Source organism: Halopseudomonas laoshanensis (assembly GCF_008365385.1).
GTDB classification, from domain to species: Bacteria; Pseudomonadota; Gammaproteobacteria; order Pseudomonadales; family Pseudomonadaceae; genus Halopseudomonas; species Halopseudomonas laoshanensis.
The window spans coordinates 828424-846171 of the sequence record NZ_QOVF01000002.1; the positions used below are offsets into that span (position 1 = coordinate 828424).

Annotated in this window: 17 protein-coding genes and 1 pseudogene; 7 read left to right on the forward strand and 11 right to left on the reverse strand. The window is 59.3% G+C overall.

What is annotated here, in order from left to right:
* Positions 1 to 194: 194 nt before the first annotated feature.
* Entirely contained in the window at positions 195 to 1103 is a 909-nt protein-coding gene (locus DT594_RS10285; RefSeq protein ID WP_149332571.1) for a LysR family transcriptional regulator, read from the forward strand.
* A 60-nt stretch (positions 1104 to 1163) separates the two neighbouring features.
* On the opposite strand, the gene DT594_RS10290 is transcribed toward DT594_RS10285, so the two are convergent.
* The 8 genes and pseudogenes from DT594_RS10290 to rpe form a co-directional block, all read right to left on the reverse strand.
* The gene (locus DT594_RS10290; RefSeq protein WP_149332572.1) at positions 1164 to 1739 is read right to left on the reverse strand and encodes a YceI family protein; all 576 of its coding nucleotides are present in this window, start codon (positions 1737 to 1739) and stop codon (positions 1164 to 1166) included.
* A 1-nt stretch (position 1740) separates the two neighbouring features.
* Positions 1741 to 2310 carry a cytochrome b gene (locus DT594_RS10295; protein WP_149332573.1) on the reverse strand — a complete coding sequence of 190 codons (570 nt, stop codon included), beginning with the start codon at positions 2308 to 2310 and terminating at the stop codon, positions 1741 to 1743.
* A gap of 173 nt (positions 2311 to 2483) precedes the next feature.
* Positions 2484 to 3278: an indole-3-glycerol phosphate synthase TrpC gene (gene trpC / locus DT594_RS10300; protein ID WP_149332574.1), complete on the reverse strand. Its 795-nt coding sequence runs from the start codon at positions 3276 to 3278 to the stop codon at positions 2484 to 2486.
* On the reverse strand, positions 3275 to 4321 hold the full coding sequence (gene trpD / locus DT594_RS10305; RefSeq protein ID WP_149332575.1) for an anthranilate phosphoribosyltransferase: 1047 nt from the start codon (positions 4319 to 4321) through the stop codon (positions 3275 to 3277). The genes trpC and trpD overlap by 4 nt, the downstream gene beginning before the upstream one ends.
* A 17-nt stretch (positions 4322 to 4338) precedes the next feature.
* Positions 4339 to 4935, reverse strand: coding sequence for an aminodeoxychorismate/anthranilate synthase component II (locus DT594_RS10310; RefSeq protein ID WP_149332576.1), 597 nt, complete (start codon positions 4933 to 4935; stop codon positions 4339 to 4341).
* A 10-nt stretch (positions 4936 to 4945) separates the two neighbouring features.
* Positions 4946 to 6424, reverse strand: coding sequence for an anthranilate synthase component I (trpE, locus tag DT594_RS10315; RefSeq protein WP_149332577.1), 1479 nt, complete (start codon positions 6422 to 6424; stop codon positions 4946 to 4948).
* 70 nt (positions 6425 to 6494) lie between these two features.
* A pseudogene (locus tag DT594_RS10320) lies at positions 6495 to 7277 on the reverse strand (phosphoglycolate phosphatase).
* Positions 7277 to 7951: a ribulose-phosphate 3-epimerase gene (gene rpe, locus DT594_RS10325; RefSeq protein WP_149332579.1), complete on the reverse strand. Its 675-nt coding sequence runs from the start codon at positions 7949 to 7951 to the stop codon at positions 7277 to 7279. Before rpe ends, DT594_RS10320 begins: the two are co-directional and overlap by 1 nt.
* A 99-nt stretch (positions 7952 to 8050) precedes the next feature.
* Here rpe and DT594_RS10330 point away from each other — a divergent pair, with 99 nt between their 5' ends.
* Positions 8051 to 8947 (forward strand): DUF3530 family protein, encoded by an 897-nt coding sequence (locus DT594_RS10330; RefSeq protein WP_149332580.1) that lies wholly within the window; start codon positions 8051 to 8053, stop codon positions 8945 to 8947.
* On the opposite strand, the gene djlA is transcribed toward DT594_RS10330, so the two are convergent.
* From djlA to DT594_RS10345, 3 genes are read right to left on the reverse strand one after another with little or no spacing between them, the layout of a single operon-like run.
* Positions 8922 to 9749 (reverse strand): co-chaperone DjlA, encoded by an 828-nt coding sequence (djlA, locus tag DT594_RS10335; RefSeq protein ID WP_178091499.1) that lies wholly within the window; start codon positions 9747 to 9749, stop codon positions 8922 to 8924. The two genes, DT594_RS10330 and djlA, sit on opposite strands and share 26 nt — an antisense overlap.
* Positions 9750 to 9754: 5 nt before the next feature.
* Positions 9755 to 10423 carry an N-acetylmuramate alpha-1-phosphate uridylyltransferase MurU gene (murU, locus tag DT594_RS10340; protein WP_149332582.1) on the reverse strand — a complete coding sequence of 223 codons (669 nt, stop codon included), beginning with the start codon at positions 10421 to 10423 and terminating at the stop codon, positions 9755 to 9757.
* Complete coding sequence (locus DT594_RS10345) at positions 10420 to 11445, reverse strand: aminoglycoside phosphotransferase family protein (RefSeq protein ID WP_149332583.1); 1026 nt, start codon at positions 11443 to 11445, stop codon at positions 10420 to 10422. The genes murU and DT594_RS10345 overlap by 4 nt, the downstream gene beginning before the upstream one ends.
* Positions 11446 to 11583: 138 nt before the next feature.
* Between DT594_RS10345 and DT594_RS10350 the strand changes: the two genes are divergently transcribed.
* From DT594_RS10350 to apaG, 5 genes are read left to right on the forward strand one after another with little or no spacing between them, the layout of a single operon-like run.
* Positions 11584 to 14262: an LPS-assembly protein LptD gene (locus DT594_RS10350; RefSeq protein WP_149332584.1), complete on the forward strand. Its 2679-nt coding sequence runs from the start codon at positions 11584 to 11586 to the stop codon at positions 14260 to 14262.
* Complete coding sequence (locus DT594_RS10355; RefSeq protein ID WP_149332585.1) at positions 14252 to 15556, forward strand: peptidylprolyl isomerase; 1305 nt, start codon at positions 14252 to 14254, stop codon at positions 15554 to 15556. The genes DT594_RS10350 and DT594_RS10355 overlap by 11 nt, the downstream gene beginning before the upstream one ends.
* On the forward strand, positions 15556 to 16548 hold the full coding sequence (gene pdxA / locus DT594_RS10360; protein WP_149332586.1) for a 4-hydroxythreonine-4-phosphate dehydrogenase PdxA: 993 nt from the start codon (positions 15556 to 15558) through the stop codon (positions 16546 to 16548). The genes DT594_RS10355 and pdxA overlap by 1 nt, the downstream gene beginning before the upstream one ends.
* Positions 16545 to 17351, forward strand: coding sequence for a 16S rRNA (adenine(1518)-N(6)/adenine(1519)-N(6))-dimethyltransferase RsmA (rsmA, locus tag DT594_RS10365; protein ID WP_149332587.1), 807 nt, complete (start codon positions 16545 to 16547; stop codon positions 17349 to 17351). The genes pdxA and rsmA overlap by 4 nt, the downstream gene beginning before the upstream one ends.
* On the forward strand, positions 17348 to 17731 hold the full coding sequence (gene apaG, locus DT594_RS10370) for a Co2+/Mg2+ efflux protein ApaG (protein WP_149332588.1): 384 nt from the start codon (positions 17348 to 17350) through the stop codon (positions 17729 to 17731). The genes rsmA and apaG overlap by 4 nt, the downstream gene beginning before the upstream one ends.
* Positions 17732 to 17748: the final 17 nt, after the last annotated feature.

The window sequence follows — 17748 nt, forward strand, 5'->3', positions numbered from 1 at the left end:
AAGACTAGACCCCTTTAGCGCACACAGCAAACGCGTTTTATTCAGCAACCTGTGCTATTTTGGAACTCCGTAAAACAGCTGCAAGTTACAAGCGTCAAGCTGCAAGTACCCCTCATTCGCGCCAAGCACACTGTATTGGCACTGCGCGGACCAACTTGCTGCTTACCGCTTGAAACTGCTCCAGAGGAGGCAACATGCGCCGCAAGATTCCCCCTACCCAGGCCCTTATCTGTTTCGAATCTTCGGCCCGACATGAAAGCTTTACCAAAGCGGCAGAGGAACTCGCCCTGACGCAAAGCGCTGTGTGCCGACAGATCGCCAATCTGGAAGAATTTCTGGATGTACAACTGTTCCGCCGTACTCGGCGCGGTGTCAAACTGACCGAGGCGGGTGAAACATACAGCCGCCGCATCAGCAGCCGATTGGACGCTGTAGAGCGAGACACCTTGTCGGTAATGGGCAACCAGGGCACGGCAACGCTGGAACTGGCCGCAGTTCCTACCTTTAGTACCCAATGGCTGCTGCCGCGCCTCAAGGGCTTTCTTCACGCCCACCCACATGTATCGATCAACCTGACCAACCGCACTCGGCCCTTTCTGTTTGCTGACACGGAATTCGATGCCGCGATCTATTTCGGCGATGGTGACTGGTCTGGTACCGAGGCGCATTTTTTGATGAAGGAGTCTCCGGTGCCGGTGTGCAGCCCGGATCTGATCGCACCACAGTTGTCACTGACGGCAGAACAGGTCAGCCAGATGCCGTTACTACAGCAGACCACCCGCCCATACGCCTGGCGCCAATGGTTTGCATCGGTAGATATGCGCGTTGCGCACGATTTGAACGGTACGCGACTCGAACTGTTTTCCATGCTCGCCAAAGCCGCGGTGCATGGCATGGGCGTAGCCCTGATCCCGCCTTTCCTGATTCGCGACGAACTGGACAGCGGACGGCTGATCACGCCCTGCCCGCACAGCTTTGACAGTGACCATGCCTACCATCTGGTGATTCCCGAGCGCAAAGCAGAGTCGGCAACTTTGCAGGCGTTCAGGGACTGGTTGGTCGCGGAAGCCAGCGCTTATCGCGACGCCCAAAGCCCGGCTTAGCCGATCGCGCTAACAAAAACGGCGAGCCAAGGCTCGCCGTTCATGCACATCATTACCAATTTACTGCCGGACACCTTCCACTGACAAAATCAATTCCACCTCCTCCGACGCCGGCCCCAGGTCCATGGAAATGTCGTAGTCTTTCAAACGCAGAGTAGTGCTGCCTTCGAAGCCAGCGCGGTAATTGCCCCATGGGTCATCACCCTCGCCAATGAACTTGGCTTCCAGCACCACGGGCTTGGTCACGCCATTCAGGGTCAGATCGCCGGTGATATTGGCGGTGTCATCACCGGTCATTTCCACGGCGGTGGATTTGAAGGTGGCTTGCGGATGCTTGTCGACGTTGAGGAAATCATCGCTGCGCAAGTGCTTGTCGCGCTCGGCGTGATTGGAGTCAACGCTGGTAGTATTGATGGTGACATTCACCTCACTGGCTTCGGGCTTGTCCGCGTCCCAGCTGAAGGTGCCGTCAAAATCGTTGAAACGGCCATACAGCCAGCTGTAGCCCAGATGGCTGATCTTGAAATTGATGAAGGCGTGCTGGCCTTCCTTGTCGATAACGTAGTCAGCAGCCTGCAAACTGCCACTTAATGCCATCAAGCCGCCCAGCGCGATGCCGACGAATGTTTTTTTCATATCAATGCTCCTCAGGTGAATGCTGACGCAAGCCAAGCATGCGTCGCAAAGTATTGTCGCGGTCGATAAAGTGATGTTTCAAAGCACCCAGTGCATGGAGGCCTGCTAACACCAATACGCTGATGGCCAGCCAGTAATGCACCAGACCGGCGCGGTCCGCCTGTTCTGGCAGGCCGGTAATCAGTGCGGGCAGCGTAAACCAGCCAAACACGTCGATGCCCTGCCCTTTTGCGGTAGAGATGAGATAGCCGCTGAGCACGATCACAATCAGTAACAGGTATAGCAGTCCGTGAACCAGACTGGCGAGCCGTAGCTCCCAGGGCTTGTGACCGGGAATATGCGCGGGCTTGGGGTTTGCCCAGCGCCAGAGCAAACGCAGCACAATCAGCAGCGCCAGCGAAACGCCGATGCTCTTGTGCCAGAACGGCGCGCTGCGGTAATAAGGGCTGTAATAGGTGAGGTCGGTCATCCACAGACCGAGGATAGCCAGACCAATGACCGTCACGGCCACCAGCCAATGGAGAACAATGGCGGCAGTGCCGTAGCTGCGAGACGTGTTCCTGATCTGCATGACTTCAGTCCAATGTGTCAATGAGGGGGATTCTCACATCGAATCAACCAAACAAAAAGCGCAATATTTGGTTCTGAATCATCCGGTAAACAGATAGCTTTCTCGAGAACGCAAAAAAATGGCCCTCTATATTGGGGCCATTGTTGGGCACTACTGACGCTCAGAAAATAGGCTCAGAAAAACAGTCGTTTGAGCTCCGCCCCTGGATCGGCTGCCCGCATAAAGGCTTCACCGACCAGGAAGCCGTACACATCGTGAGCCAGCATCAGATCCACATCAGCGCGTGAGAGCAGACCACTCTCCGTCACCAGCAACCTGTCGCCAGGTACTCGGGGCAGAAGATCCAGGGTGGTTACTAGCGTGACGTCAAAAGTATGCAGGTTACGGTTATTGATGCCAATCAGCGGCGTATCCAGGCGCAGCGCTCGCTGTAGCTCATCGCCGTCGTGCACTTCGACCAGTACGTCCAACTTCAGACGCCGCGCTTCGGCGGCCAGCTCGGCCATCAGTCCGTCATCCAGTGCCGAGACAATCAGCAGAATGCAGTCAGCACCCATCGCCCTGGCTTCCAGCACCTGATACGGATCAATCAGGAAGTCCTTGCGGATCACCGGCAGGCTACAGGCTGCGCGTGCGGCGCGCAGATAGTCGTCATGGCCTTGAAAGAAGTCGACATCGGTCAGCACGGACAAACAGGCTGCGCCACCCAGCTCGTAGCTGCGGGCAATCTCTGCAGGGTCGAAATCCTCACGCAGCACACCCTTGCTCGGCGAGGCTTTCTTGATCTCGGCGATCACACCGGGCCTGCGGGCCTCAGCGCAGCGCTGCAATGCCGCAGCAAAACCGCGCGGCGGCTCAGCGGCAGCGGCGAGGCGCTCAAGCTCCTGGACGCTGACGCGAGGTCGGCGCTCGGCCACCTCCTCATGCTTGCGCGCAATGATGTTCTGCAGAATCGTTGGCACACTCATTGTGCAGCTTCCTCGCGAAATATCTCGGTAAAGGCGATCAGCTCATTGAGCTTTTCGCGAGCCAGACCGGAGTGCAGGGCATCAGAGGCCAGTTGCACTCCTTCCAGGAAAGTGGAGGCCTGATCACTGGCATACAGTGCTGCGCCAGCATTGAGAATGATCATGTCTGCGGCCTTCTCTCCGGCCTCGGTCTTGCGTTTACCTAGCGCGTCATTGATCAGCGCCAGGGATCCAGCCGCATCATTCACACTCAGGCCAATCAGGCTGCGGCTGGGAATGCCCAGCTCTTCGGGGCTTATATCATACTCGTGCACTTCGCCGTTCTTCAGTTCAGCCACATGGGTCGGCGCCGCCAGGCTGACTTCATCCAGACCGTCGCGGGCGCTGACCACCAGCACGTGCTCACTGCCCAAACGCTTGAGCACCTCGGCCATGGGCCGGCAGAGCTTGTCGGTGAACACCCCGATAACCTGATGCTTGACCCCGGCGGGGTTGGTCATCGGCCCGAGCATATTGAAAAGGGTGCGCAAGCCCAGCTCCTTGCGCGGGCCGACCGCGTGTTTCATTGCACTGTGATGCGCCGGCGCAAACATGAAGCCGACGCCGACCGCCTCGACGCAACGCCCGACCTGCTCCGGCGTCAGCGCCAAGTTGACGCCGGCAGCTTCCAGTAGATCAGCACTACCGCTCTTGCCGGACACCGCGCGGTTGCCGTGTTTGGCGACCTTGCCACCCGCCGCTGCAACGACCAGCGCCGCCGCCGTGGATACGTTGAAAATGTTCGCGCCATCGCCGCCAGTGCCGCAGGTATCCACCACCCGCTCACCACTAACCTTCACGCCAGAGGCCAGCTCACGCATGACCATGGCCGCGCCGGTGATTTCATCAATGCTTTCACCCTTCATGCGCAGGCCGACCAGAAAGGCGCCAATCTGCGCATCGGTGCATTGCCCGGTCATGATGTCGCGCATGACCTCGCGCATTTCTTCGGTACTCAGGTCGATCTGCTCGACCACGCGCGCCAGCGCTGTCTTGATATCCATGTTCGCTCCTTGTCCGCTTAGCCGCGCAGGCCGCCCTGTTGTTTGAGGAAGTTGTCCAGCAGCTCGTGTCCCTGGTCGGTCAGAATCGACTCGGGGTGAAACTGCACGCCTTCGATCATGTACTCACGGTGACGCACACCCATGATCTCATCAATCGAGCCGTCTTCGAGCTGGGTCCAGGCGGTGATTTCCAGGCAGTCCGGCAGTGGCTCGCGACGCACCACCAAGGAGTGATAGCGAGTTACGGTAAGTGGATTATCCAGCCGGGCAAAAACACCCTGGTGCTCGTGAAATACCGGGCTGGTCTTGCCGTGCATGACCTGGCGCGCGCGAATAACTTCGCCGCCAAAGGCCTGACCTATCGCCTGATGGCCGAGGCAGATACCCAGGATCGGCAGCTTGCCGGCGAAATGCCGCAGCACCGCCACCGATACGCCCGCCTCATTCGGTGTACAAGGGCCGGGTGAAATGACAATACGCTCAGGCTGCAGGGCTTCGATTTCGGCCACGCTGAGCTCATCGTTGCGGATAACCTTGACCTCGGCACCCAGCTCGCCCAGGTACTGCACCACGTTGTAGGTGAAGGAATCATAGTTGTCGATCATCAATAACATGTCTTTTCCCTCACTCGACTGACTGTTCGGCCAGGGCCACAGCCCGGAACATTGCACGACGCTTATTGATGGTCTCTTCCCACTCCAGCGCGGGCACCGAGTCGGCAACAATCCCGCCACCGGCCTGCACGTGCAGCTCGCCGTTCTTGATCACGGCGGTGCGGATCGCAATTGCGGTGTCCATATTGCCGTTCCACGCCCAGTAACCCACCGCACCGCCATAGACGCCACGTTTGACCGGCTCCAGCTCGTCGATGATTTCCATCGCGCGGATCTTTGGCGCTCCCGACAGCGTGCCCGCGGGCAGGATCGCGCGCAGCGCATCCATCGCGTTCAGATTACCCAGCAATTGGCCCTTCACGTTGGAAACGATGTGCATCACGTTCGAGTAGCGCTCGATAACCATCTTCTCGGTTACCTGCACCTTGCCAATCTGCGCTACGCGGCCCACGTCATTGCGGCCCAGATCAATCAGCATCAAATGCTCAGCGATTTCCTTGGCATCAGAGAGTAGATCCACTTCCAGGGCGTGATCGGCCTCTTCGGTGGCGCCACGTGGGCGCGTACCGGCGATGGGCCGCACGGTCACTTCACCCTCTTCCACGCGCACCAGCACCTCGGGCGAGCTGCCGACCACATGGAAATCGCCAAAGTTGAAGAAGTACATATAAGGCGTGGGGTTCTGGCTGCGCAGCGCCCGGTACAGATCAATGGGCTCGGCCTTGAAATCGATACTCATGCGCTGCGAGGGCACCACCTGCATGCAGTCACCGGCAAGAATGTATTCCTTGACGGTATCCACTGCGCGCTCGTAATCCTCGCGAGTGAAACTGGCACGGTAATCCAGGTCGCGGTCGGGCGGATTGTCCAGCGACAGCGGTTTGCGCTGGGCGAGCGGCTGGCGCAGCTTGTCGAGTATCTGTTCCAAGCGGGCGTTGGCGCCATCGAAAGCGCTGTCGTCTGCCGGATCGGCGAGGACGATGGCGTGCAGCTTGCCCGCCAGATTGTCGAATACCACCACCTCGTCCGAGACCATCAACAGGATGTCCGGGTTACCCAGCGGATCGGGATTGGGGCAATGCGCCAGCCGTGGCTCGACGTACCGAACACAGTCATAGCCAAAATAGCCAACCAACCCACCATTGAAACGCGGTAGACCGGGAATGCTCGGCACGCGATAACGTGCCTTGAACTCTTCGACAAAGGCCAGCGGATCGGCACAATCATGCTGTTCGGTTTCGACGCCATCAACCAGCACATGCACGCTATGGCCATAGACGCGCAGCACCGTACGGGCGGGCAAGCCAAGGATCGAGTAACGGCCCCATTTCTCGCCGCCCTGTACCGATTCCAGCAGGTAGGAATAGGGGGCGTCAGCCAGTTTCAGGTAGGTCGACAGCGGTGTATCCAGGTCCGCCAGCACTTCGCGTACCACGGGTACACGATTAAAGTCCTGGGCAGCCAGGCTTAGAAATTCTTCTCGGGTCATGATCAGCCTCATGGGGCGGGAAATTGTCACACAAACACAGGAGGCCCGCGCTAGACGCAGGCAGGCAGAATCAGGTGCGCCAACGCCAGCGGGCGAGGGCCTTGATCACTCTCATCAGTTTGCGGTTGCTGACAAACACGGCTGATCCGTCTTGGTAAGGTGTGGGAACACCGAAAGGTTATATGAGCACGTCGAGTGAATCAACCAGCAAATCCGGGTTTTCCAGGCTGACCGGGCGGCCATGGTTATAGCCATAACTGACCGCCACCACTTTCACTCCGGCCGCCTGACCGGCCAACACGTCATTGCGTGAGTCACCAATAAAGAGCGTATCCGCAACCGCCACGCCCGCCTTTTGCATGATCCAGTGCAGGGCGGCGGGATCGGGCTTTTGCACCGGCAGCGTATCGCCGCCCACCAGCCAATCGAAATAACCCAGCATACCCTTCTCTTCCAGTAGCGGCGCAACAAAGCGTTCCGGCTTGTTGGTCGCTACCGCCATCGCAATGCCCCGCGTTTTAAGGGCATCGAGAAAAGCCATTACCCCAGGGTAGACACCGGTCAGTGCGTGGCCACCGGAATACGCCTGCAAAAAAACCTGATGCGCCAACTCGGCCTCTTGCTCATCGACGCTGGCATACTCGATGGATCCGGCCAGCGCGCGCCGCACCAGTACCGCAGAACCATTGCCCACCCAATCGCGTACGCGCTCGATACCCGCAGCCGGGCGACCAAGGTCAAGCAACATACTATCGATGGCGCTAGCCAGGTCCGGCACCGAGTCAAGCAGCGTGCCGTCCAGATCGAAGATCACCAGCTTCGGCAGCCGTCCGCCGAACAACTGCTCCAACATCAGCGTGCGACCTGGGCCAGCTCGGCACGCATGCGGTCGATCACCGCCTTGTAATCGGGCTTATTGAAAATCGCCGAGCCGGCGACAAAGGTGTCGGCACCCGCTTCGGCGATCTGGCGAATATTCTGCTCGCTGACGCCGCCGTCGACTTCCAGGCGAATATCGCGGCCGCTGGCATCAATCAACGCACGCGCCTCACGCAGCTTGTCCAGCGTGCCGGGGATGAATTTCTGTCCGCCGAAGCCCGGGTTGACGCTCATCAGGAGCACCATGTCGACCTTGTCCATCACGTACTTGAGGCTGTCCAGCGAGGTAGCCGGATTGAATACCAGCCCGGCCTTGGCACCCCCTTCACGAATCAGTTGCAGCGAGCGGTCGATATGCTCGCTAGCCTCCGGGTGGAAGGTAATAAAAGAGGCACCTGCTTCGAGGAAATCACCGATGATGCGATCCACCGGCTTGACCATCAAGTGCACATCGATGGGTGCGGTAATGCCGTATTTGCGCAATGCGCTGCAGACCATCGGGCCAATTGTCAGGTTGGGTACGTAATGGTTGTCCATCACGTCGAAGTGGACAATATCGGCACCGGCGGCCAGCACCTTGTCGACCTCCTCGCCAAGGCGGGCGAAGTCGGCGGACAGGATCGAAGGGGCAATCGCATAATCAGGCATGACGGACCTCAGCAGTGAATTCGGAACGGCCATAGTCTACCCCAAGCAGGCCCGCGCTGCCCTGTTATACTCGGAGGAAATGCCCAGGGACGCCAGCTTATGCAACATTCATCACCTCTGCTCTGTCTACCCGCAAAGAGGCTCTGGGCTGGCCTGGCGCTGACGCTCGCCATGGCATCAATGGCGTGCGCTCAGGAATCCGATGCTGAACCCCTGGCACCCACAGACACCGCCACAACGGACACCGCAAGCGCACCCAGCCGCAGCAAGGTACAGGAACAAAGTCTGGAAAGACTGCTCCCAGCTACTCAACAGCGGCGCCTGGACATCGACGACCAAGCTTTTCTGGGGTTGTTTCTTCCTGCTGCGCGGCCCAAAGCCCTGGGCAGTATTATTCTTATTGCGGGACAGGATGAGCACGCCGACTGGCCGGTGCTGATTGGCCCAGCCCGGCGCCAGCTAAGCGCCGAGGGCTGGCACACGTTGGCCATCAGCTTGCCTGAGCGCGGCTCCGCCGAGCCCGGCCTGGGCGATGAGCAGAGCACGAGCCAAGAGCTGCAGTATCGAACCCAGGTATTGGCGCGGATTCAGGCGGCGAGGCAAGTGCTGGAGGCTGAAGGCGGAGCGGACAAGAATCTGCCCATCGTGCTGCTGGGTCGCGGCGAAGGTGCGCTCTGGGCGCTGATCGCTGCGGCGGAGACAGGCAGCCCGCCGACGGCCGCATTGATATTGCAGGAGCTACCGCACAACGCCGAGGGCGAAACAACCAGCACGCTGCTGCTTGAGCAGTGGGCCGGGCCCACCTACGATATCCTCATATCTCCCGCCGAACACGCTGAAGCGCGCAAACTGCAAGCCAGGCGCCTGGCTCATAACCGCTACCAGCAACTTATCTGGCCGCAAAGCGGGCACTCTGATCTGAAACAGCAGATGCTCATCAAGCGCGTTGGCGGATGGCTGAAACGTGCGCTTAGCGAAACCCCCGGTAACGCTTGATCAGCTCGTAGGCCTCCTGAATAAGATGGATGCGTTCGCCGGCCAGCCCGGGGTCGCGCTCACTGCCGCCACGGGCAATCAGTTTGTCCGGATGATGCCGGCTAAGCTGCCGCCTGTAGGCGCGCTTGATCTGCTCAGGCGGCGCATCCAGACCGACTTCCAGCAGGCTGGCGGCTTCCTTTAAACGGTCTCGATTAGCCACCGGAGCACTGCCCACGCCGGACTGGCTGCCAGCTCCAGCTGACCCGGAATCACTGCGGGAATAGCCCCGCTGGTGCCGTTGATGCATACGCTGCTGCTCTGCCCGACCCATTCCGGCCTGGCCACCCCACTCATCCAGCAGCGCCCGTTCCTGCGGCCCGAGCACGCCATCGGCCAACGCCATCCGCCAGCAGCAGTCAAGCAACTCGGCGATCCGGGCGGGCTCACGCTTGAGTAGTCGCCGCACCAGCGGCGTCAGCCGCTTGCTCGGCAACTTGCCCTGATTGAACCACTGCATGGCCTGCAAGCGCGCAGCGTCATCAAAGCGGTATTGCTGCATCAAGTCCCGAGCCAACTGCAGATGCGCAGGCAAGACTCGGCCGTCAGCCTTGGCTAGCCGGCCCAGGCAAAGAAACAGCACCTGTTCGAAACTTGCTTCTCTGCCCAGCAACTCGCGGCAGCGCCTCGGTAGATCGCTCCAGCGCTGCAACTGCCAGTGACGATCCAGCGCATGCCCCAGTACAGCGCCAAAAATGCCGCCAGATACGCCGCCAATGCTGCCGCCCAGCGCCGCACCGATTACCGTCACCGGCCACAGCACAGGCGTCAGGCTCCCTGGGCCAGGCGACTGGCATCCGCCAGGCGTTCGGGCGTGCCCACATCAACCCAGGGGCCGGCGAAATACTCGCCACTCACCCGACCAGCGTCGGCGGCCTGGCGCAGCAGCGGCGCCAAAGCAAAGGCACCACCTTGCTGACCCTCGAACAACTGCGGATGCAGCACCGCTAGCCCGGAATACGTGAGCGCCTGCGCCGAACCAGAGGGGTTGCGTACGTCACCCTGCACCAGCACGAAATCACCCTGGGTCTTGAAGGAGGGATTATCTACCAGCACCAAATGCGCGAGCTTGCCCGCCGGCAGCTGTAAACCAGCGAACTCGAATGGGGTCCATATGTCGCCGTTCACCAGCACGAACGGCTGGTCACCCAGCAACGGCAATGCCTTGAATATACCCCCGCCGGTCTCCAGCGGCTCGCCTTCCGGGGACCATTTAATCGTCACATCCAGGGCCGCTCCGTCAGCAAAATGCGCCTCCAGCTGCTCGCCCAACCAGGCGTGATTAATCACCAGATCGGTCACCCCCGCCTGCCTCAAGCCTTCCATATGCCATTGGATCAAAGGCTTACCTGCTACCGGAAGCAGGGGCTTGGGGGTATGCAGGGTCAGGGGACGCATGCGCTCACCTTTGCCGGCGGCCAGAATCATCGCTTTCATGCGTGCAAACCCAGGCTGTCCAGCAGACGCTCAAGTGGCGCCAGCCGATGATCTTGGGCGCAGGCTTCGCGCAGGTATCCGACGAAACGCGGCGTATCGCTCAAATAATGGGCTTTGCCATCGCGGTAATTGATGCGCGCAAAAATACCTAACACTTTCAGGTGGCGCTGCACGCCCATTAATCTGGATTGCGCCCGAAAGGTCTGGAAATCAGCTGGCATCGGCAAGCCGGCCTCGCGAGCCTGCTGCCAATAACGCTCCAACCAGGCTTCGCGCTGACTCAGCGGCAGGGTAAAGAAGGCATCAGCCAACAGCGAGGTAACGTCGTAGCTCAAAGGGCCGTAAAGCGCATCCTGAAAATCAAGCACGCCCGGCTCACCGTCGGCGGTCATCAGATTGCGCGGCATATAATCTCGGTGCACGAACACCTGCGGCTCGGCCAGATTGCTGTCGAGGACCAGACTGCACAGTGCTTGCCAGTCTTGCTCTTCGGCGCTGCTGAATTGACGCTGCAGATGCCGACTGACATACCAGTCGGGAAACAACTGCAGTTCTCGGCGCAAGATAGTTTCGTCGTAGTCGGCCAATACCCCCGGCCGACTGGCTTGCTGCCAACGCACCAGCGTGGTGATCGCAGTTGCATACAGTTGCTCGATGGTGGCGTCGTCGATTCCCTGTTGAATGCTCTGCAGGTAGGTACTGGCACCCATATCTTCCAGAAGCAAAAAACCCTTCTGCAGGTCGGCGCTATATATTTGCGGCGTGCGCACTCCCGCTTCTGCCAGCAGCGCGGCTATTCTGACAAAAGGTGCAGAATCCTCCTGCTCTGGCGGGGCATCCATCACGATAATGCTGCGCGAACCATCCACCCAACGAAAATATCGGCGGAAGCTGGCATCCGCACTGGCCGCCGACAGCTCGCCCGAGCCGACCTCACCCCAGCCCAGCGTGGCGTAGGTCTGAGCCAATTGCGAGGGCAACCAGGCGTGCAGCTGTGCTTTTCTAGAATCCATCATTTCCATCCCATTCAGACGGACGCTGGCTCTGGCGTCCTACAATGCTTTATTATCCCCTATCTTGCTGATTACTCGCAGCATGCATATAGCATTCTTCTCGCACAAGCGTTGCGCGCACCGACTGGAAGCCCGGACAAACATACAATGGCCTACCGCACACCACCGTTTCGCCCTACCTTTCCCATGTTGCTGGTCAGTGGCTTGCTGTTAGCCCAGCCCTTGAGCAGCGTGGCCGCTAATCAGGTTGAATGCCGCGCCAGCAGCAGCGGCGCTGGCTGGGATTGCTCCCCGATGTCCGCCCCGGCGGCGTTGCCGCCCCGGCCGGCTCAGGCAGTGCAGCCAGCGCCGCGCGCGACAGAACCCGCGCCAGTCGAAGCGCCTGAAAGCGTCACCGCGGCGACCCCTGCCAGCCGCCCTGCTGTAACGGGTGACTACAGCGAGCTGGACTGGGTTCCCCGCGAGCAGCTCAGCAGCGAACAGCAGGCAGCCATCGCGCCCTATTGCGGCGGCATGTATGTGGAGCCCGAACGCGAAGGCCGCGATAACGAAACGCCCTTTAATGAGCTGCCCGTTTCCGCTGCCGCGGACTCCAGCAGTTTTGAGCAGGGCAGTCAGACCGGCACGCTGGAAGGTGACGTCCTGTTGCAACAGGGCCGCCTGCAGGCTCAGTCGAATCAGGCCAGCTTCGATCAAGCCAATAATCTGATTGTGCTGGATGGCAATGTCCGCCTGCGCGACCAGGGAGTGCTGGTTCTGGGCGACAGCGCACGGATGCAGATCGATACCGGTGAAACTCGCATCGACCAAGTGCGTTACGTCGTGCATGAATCACGTGCGCGGGGCACTGCAACCAAGCTGATGCGCCGTGATGACGCAGTGATTGTCATGACCGACGGGACCTACACCACCTGCGAGCCTGGCGAAAACACCTGGGCATTGCACAGCAAAGACATTGAGCTGAATCGCGAAGAGGGTTGGGGCGAGGCCAAGCACGTCACTCTCCGCGTCAAGGATGTACCGGTTTTTTATACGCCCTGGATGAACTTTCCACTGGATGATCGCCGCAAATCAGGCCTGTTGACCCCAAGCTTTGCCTCCAGCACCGATAGCGGCTCAGAGCTGACCGTACCTTACTATTTCAATCTCGCGCCCAATTACGACGCCACCTTGTATCCACGCTTCATGAGCAAGCGCGGCCTGCTGATGGAGGGTGAAGCTCGACATATGAACGAGCAGAGCCAGTCACAGATCAACGCCGCCTACCTTGATGACAGCGAATTCGGCGATACGCGCTGGATGTACCAGCTGCGACATGACAACCTGCTGGCACCACGCTGGAGAGCCAATGTCGATTACAGCGACATCAGCGATCCCTTCTATTTCCAGCACCTCAACTCATCGTTGGAGTCGCGGCCGGACACCTACGTCAATCAGCGTGTCAGCAGCACCTACGCGGGCAATACCTGGCGCTTTGAGGCCGCGGTGCATAGCTACGAGCTGGCTGATATTACCTCAGTCACGCCCTATGACCGGCTGCCCCAGCTACGCCTGGATGGCGCCAACCGCATAGCCGGCACTGGCCTAAGGTTCAACTATCGCACCGAGTACAGCTACTTTGACCGTGACCTTAACAGCGGTTTGCTCTCGGGCCGCGACGGCGTTCAGTTTGATGACGCCAATATTGGCATCCGCGAACCCGACGAAAGCCTTGTTGGCTTGCAGCGGGCCACCGGCAGCCGCGTAGTAGCAGCGCCTGCACTTGAATACCCGATGACCACCAGCTGGGGCTTCCTGACTCCCACCGTAAAGGCGGTTATGACTCAGTATGACCTCGACTTCGATGATAGAAATGACGGCTTTGACTACGCCGGCGCTGAAACAACCCCGGGCAACGTCACGCCTCTTGCGAGCCTGGATGGCGGTTTGTATTTCGATCGGCAAGCGAATTGGTTCGGGCAGACATTCAGGCAGACGTTTGAACCCCGGGCCTATTATCTCTATGCACCCTATCGCGACCAGAGCGACCAGCCTCTGTTTGACACAAATGAGTTTGCCTTCAGCTACAGCTCGCTGTTCCGCGACAACCGCTTCAGTGGCAGCGACCGTATAAGTGACGCCAATCAATTCACCCTGGGTGCCACCAGCAGATTCCTTGATGACGCTGGGCGTGAGCGAATCCGCGGCAGCCTGGGCCAGATCTTTTACTTAAGTGATCGCGATGTTGCGCTGCTACCCGATGGCGCCGGAGCGACTACCGATCCAACGCAATCAACATCCGCTTACGCTGGCGAGTTCATGTACCAGATGAGTGATGCATGGCGCTTCCGCAGCGATGTCATCTGGAATCCGGACAACAACAACGAGGACGCCGGTAGCGCGATTTTCAACTATCAGCCAGAGCCCCGCAAAATCATCAACGCGGGTTACCGGTTCCGAAACAACATCAATACCTTCGATGCCCTGTCTGGTACCTTCAGGCGCAATGCCAACGACCGTATCGATCAGTCAGACTTGTCGACGATATGGCCAATCAACAATCAGTGGAGCGTTATTGCCCGCTGGCAGCACGATTTCACCCGTGACCGAACCCTGGAAGCATTCGGTGGTCTGGAGTACGACAGCTGCTGCTATAAGGTCCGTGTCATCAACCGGTACTGGGTAGACTACGACGAATATGAGACGGTGACTGACGATTCAAGCAACCGTGGCATTTTCATTCAGATCGTGCTCAAGGGATTGGGCAATGTCACCGGCAACCGTGTCGAAAGCCTGTTCGATCAAGGCATCCCTGGTTACAGAGAGCGTGAAAACAATGGTTTTTAAGGTAAAAGTTTCTAAGTTATATCCCGCTTTACTCAGTCTGTGCGCAGGCTTGATTTTCAGCACCGGGCTGCATGCCCAGGTGGTACCACTGGACCGGGTCGCGGCCATCGTCGACAACGACGTGGTCATGGCCAGCCAGTTGGATCAACGTATGCAAGAATTGCAACGTCAGCTGCGCGAGCGCGGCACCCAACTGCCGCCTGACGACGTTCTGCGCCAACAGGTGCTTGATCGCCTGGTGGTCGAAAGCATCCAGCTGCAGATGGGCGAGCGTGCCGGCATTCGTATCGATGACGCCACGCTGAACCAGACCATGGAGCAGTTGGCCCAGCGCAACAATGTCACGACTGAGCAGTTCCGCGCGGCACTCGAGCGTGATGGCATTAGCTATGACCAGGCGCGTGAACAGATTCGTCGCGAAATGATCATCAACCGGGTGCGTCAGCGCCGCGTTGCAGAGCGTATCCAGGTTTCCGATCAGGAGGTGCGCAACTTCCTCGACTCGGAAATGGGTCGCCTGGAAACGGCAGAAGAGTACCGCCTGGCGATGATCGTGCTGCCGATCCCGGAAAGCGCGAGCCCGGATGAGGTCCGCGCGATCGGTGAAACCGCCAACGATATCTATCAAGAGCTGAACGCTGGAGCTGATTTCACCAATCTGGCGGTCGCCCGCTCCCGCGGCGATACAGCGCTGGAAGGCGGCGAGCTTGGCTGGCGCCGCAGTGCCCAGTTGCCCGGCCCGTTCGCTAGCGCCGTAGCGGCGCTGGACACCGGCGAAGTGACCCAACCACTGCGCTCGCCTGCTGGCTTCCATATTCTCAAGTTGCTGGAGACTCGGGGCGGTGAAGGTCAGATGGTAGAAGAGTTTGACGTTCGCCACATACTGATCAAGCCCAGCGAAATTCGCACCGAGGAGGAAGCTGCGCAGCTGATTCAGCGCATCTACGAGCGCATCCGCAATGGCGAGTCGTTTGCCACTCTGGCCAGCGCATTTTCCGAAGACCCGGGCTCTGCCCTGAACGGTGGATCGCTGGACTGGGTTATGCCCGACAGCATGGTGCCCGAGTTCCGCGAGGTCATGACCGAGATCAGCGAAAATACCGTTTCCGCACCCTTTCAGTCTGAATTTGGCTGGCACATCCTGGAAGTCCAGGGTCGTCGCAACGTCGATATGACCTCCGAGATGCGTGAACAACAGGCAATGAGCTTGTTGCGCAATCGCAAATACGAGCAGGAACTGCAGACCTGGCTGCTGGAAATTCGTGACGAAGCCTATGTCGAGATCAAGATATAGTGTCTTGCAAAGCCATCGCCCTGACCGCCGGCGAGCCGGCGGGCATTGGCCCGGATTTGTGTCTGATGCTTGCGATACAACCCTGCAAGCACCAGAGGGTAGTCATCGCTGACCCCGACCTGCTGAACGCACGCGCCCGCTTGCTGGGCCTAGACATCGAACTGAGCGTTTTTGATCCGTCCACCACTCCCACTGCTCAGGCCGCTGGCCAGTTGAGTGTTCTGCCCGTAAAGCTGGCCGCTCCGTGCCAGCCGGGGGTGCTCGATCCAGCCAACGCTCACTACGTGCTGGATACCCTGCGCCTGGCGGGCCACGGGTGTGAGGCAGGGCATTTTGCCGCCGTCGTCACCGCCCCCGTGCATAAAGGCATTATCAATGACGCCGGCATCCGTTTCTCGGGGCATACCGAGTTTTTTGCCGAACTCACCGGTACGCCGCTGGTGGTGATGATGCTCGCCTGCCCCGGTCTGCGAGTGGCGCTGGTGACAACGCATCTGCCACTGCGCGCTGTCGCGGATGCTATTACTCAGCCATTGCTGGAACAGATCACCCGCATACTGCACCAGGATCTGCAGCAGAAATTTGCCATCGCCGCGCCGCGTATTCTGGTCTGCGGGCTTAATCCCCACGCGGGTGAAGGCGGGCATATGGGTAGCGAGGAAATCGATGTCATAACCCCTGTGCTGGAGCGGCTGCGAGCTGAAGGCATGAACCTTCAGGGCCCCTTGCCCGCCGACACGCTGTTTACCCCCAAACATCTGGATCAGGCCGATGCGGTGCTCGCCATGTATCACGATCAGGGGCTGCCTGTGCTCAAGCACAAGGGGTTCGGCAATGCCGTCAATATCACTCTGGGCCTGCCCATTATCCGCACCTCGGTAGACCACGGTACCGCGCTGGATCTTGCCGGCAGCGGTAAAGCCGATGTCGGTAGCCTGAATGTTGCATTAAACACCGCCATCGACATGATCGACGCCACGGAGTCAGTATGAATCAGTTTGCCCCGCACCGGGCGCGCAAGCGTTTTGGCCAGAATTTCCTGCATGACGCCGGGGTGATCAACCGTATCTTGCGTGCCGTGAGCCCCAAAGAGGGGCAGCGTCTGGTAGAAATCGGCCCGGGTCAGGGCGCTATTACCGAAGGCCTGTTAGCCAGTGGCGCGCAGCTGGATGTGGTCGAACTCGATCATGACCTGCATCCGTTGCTCTTGGCCCGTTTTGGCGCCAGCCCGCAGTTCACCCTGCACAAGGGCGATGCGCTGAAGTTCGACTTCCGGGCGCTGGCAGAAACGGGGCAAAAGCTGCGTATTGTCGGCAACCTTCCGTATAACATTTCAACACCGCTAATGTTTCACCTGATTGCCCAATCCGACTGCGTCGCCGATATGCACTTCATGCTGCAGAAAGAAGTGGTGCAGCGCCTGGCCGCAGGGGCCGGCATGAATCATTACGGCCGTCTGGGCATCATGGTGCAGTATCACTGCCAGGTAGAGCACCTGTTCGATGTCGGTTCCGGCGCGTTTAGCCCGGCGCCTAAAGTCGACTCGGCTATCGTTCGCCTCACGCCGCATGCAGAACTGCCGCACCCGGCTGATGATGTCGGCATGCTTGAGCTGGTCGTTCGCGAGGCATTCAATCAGCGCCGCAAAACCCTGCGCAACACACTCAAATCCTTGATCAATGCTGAAAGCATTGAGGCTGAAGGCATAGACCCAACCCTGCGACCGGAACAAATAGACTTGGCCGGTTTCGTACGTCTGGCCAATCGGTTAGCCAGAGACAGGACTATACAATGAGCACCCATACTGCTTACGCCATCGAGATTAAAGTCGAGAGTCGCTACCTGCGCGAGCAATCCGACCCCAGTGCCAGCCGTTATGCATTCGCCTATACGATCCACATCAAGAATACGGGGGCCATCGCGGCGCAATTGATTGATCGGCACTGGAAGATCATTGACGGCAATGGCGAGCTCAAGGAAGTGCAGGGTCCCGGTGTGGTAGGCGAACAGCCGCTACTGGAGCCCGGCGCCAGCTTCTCCTATACCAGCGGCTGCCTACTGGAAACCCCAGTCGGTACCATGGAGGGCAGCTATGGTATGCGTGCCAAAGACGGTCACACCTTTGCCGCGCCCATCGCGCTGTTCCGCCTGGCCAAACCCAACGCCCTGAACTGACTCAGATACTGCTAACG

Bases quoted from the DNA above. Each gene is read 5' to 3' on its own strand.
- trpE (WP_149332577.1), bottom strand. From the start codon at position 6,424: ATGACCCGAGAAGAATTTCTAAGCCTGGCTGCCCAGGACTTTAATCGT.
- DT594_RS10310 (WP_149332576.1), bottom strand. From the start codon at position 4,935: ATGTTATTGATGATCGACAACTATGATTCCTTCACCTACAACGTGGTG.
- apaG (WP_149332588.1), top strand. From the start codon at position 17,348: ATGAGCACCCATACTGCTTACGCCATCGAGATTAAAGTCGAGAGTCGC.
- DT594_RS10295 (WP_149332573.1), bottom strand. From the start codon at position 2,310: ATGCAGATCAGGAACACGTCTCGCAGCTACGGCACTGCCGCCATTGTT.
- trpD (WP_149332575.1), bottom strand. From the start codon at position 4,321: ATGGATATCAAGACAGCGCTGGCGCGCGTGGTCGAGCAGATCGACCTG.
- DT594_RS10350 (WP_149332584.1), top strand. From the start codon at position 11,584: ATGGCCTACCGCACACCACCGTTTCGCCCTACCTTTCCCATGTTGCTG.
- DT594_RS10330 (WP_149332580.1), top strand. From the start codon at position 8,051: ATGCAACATTCATCACCTCTGCTCTGTCTACCCGCAAAGAGGCTCTGG.
- murU (WP_149332582.1), bottom strand. From the start codon at position 10,423: ATGAAAGCGATGATTCTGGCCGCCGGCAAAGGTGAGCGCATGCGTCCC.
- DT594_RS10290 (WP_149332572.1), bottom strand. From the start codon at position 1,739: ATGAAAAAAACATTCGTCGGCATCGCGCTGGGCGGCTTGATGGCATTA.
- DT594_RS10345 (WP_149332583.1), bottom strand. From the start codon at position 11,445: ATGGAAATGATGGATTCTAGAAAAGCACAGCTGCACGCCTGGTTGCCC.
- rpe (WP_149332579.1), bottom strand. From the start codon at position 7,951: ATGCCTGATTATGCGATTGCCCCTTCGATCCTGTCCGCCGACTTCGCC.
- rsmA (WP_149332587.1), top strand. From the start codon at position 16,545: ATGAATCAGTTTGCCCCGCACCGGGCGCGCAAGCGTTTTGGCCAGAAT.
- DT594_RS10285 (WP_149332571.1), top strand. From the start codon at position 195: ATGCGCCGCAAGATTCCCCCTACCCAGGCCCTTATCTGTTTCGAATCT.
- DT594_RS10355 (WP_149332585.1), top strand. From the start codon at position 14,252: ATGGTTTTTAAGGTAAAAGTTTCTAAGTTATATCCCGCTTTACTCAGT.
- trpC (WP_149332574.1), bottom strand. From the start codon at position 3,278: ATGAGTGTGCCAACGATTCTGCAGAACATCATTGCGCGCAAGCATGAG.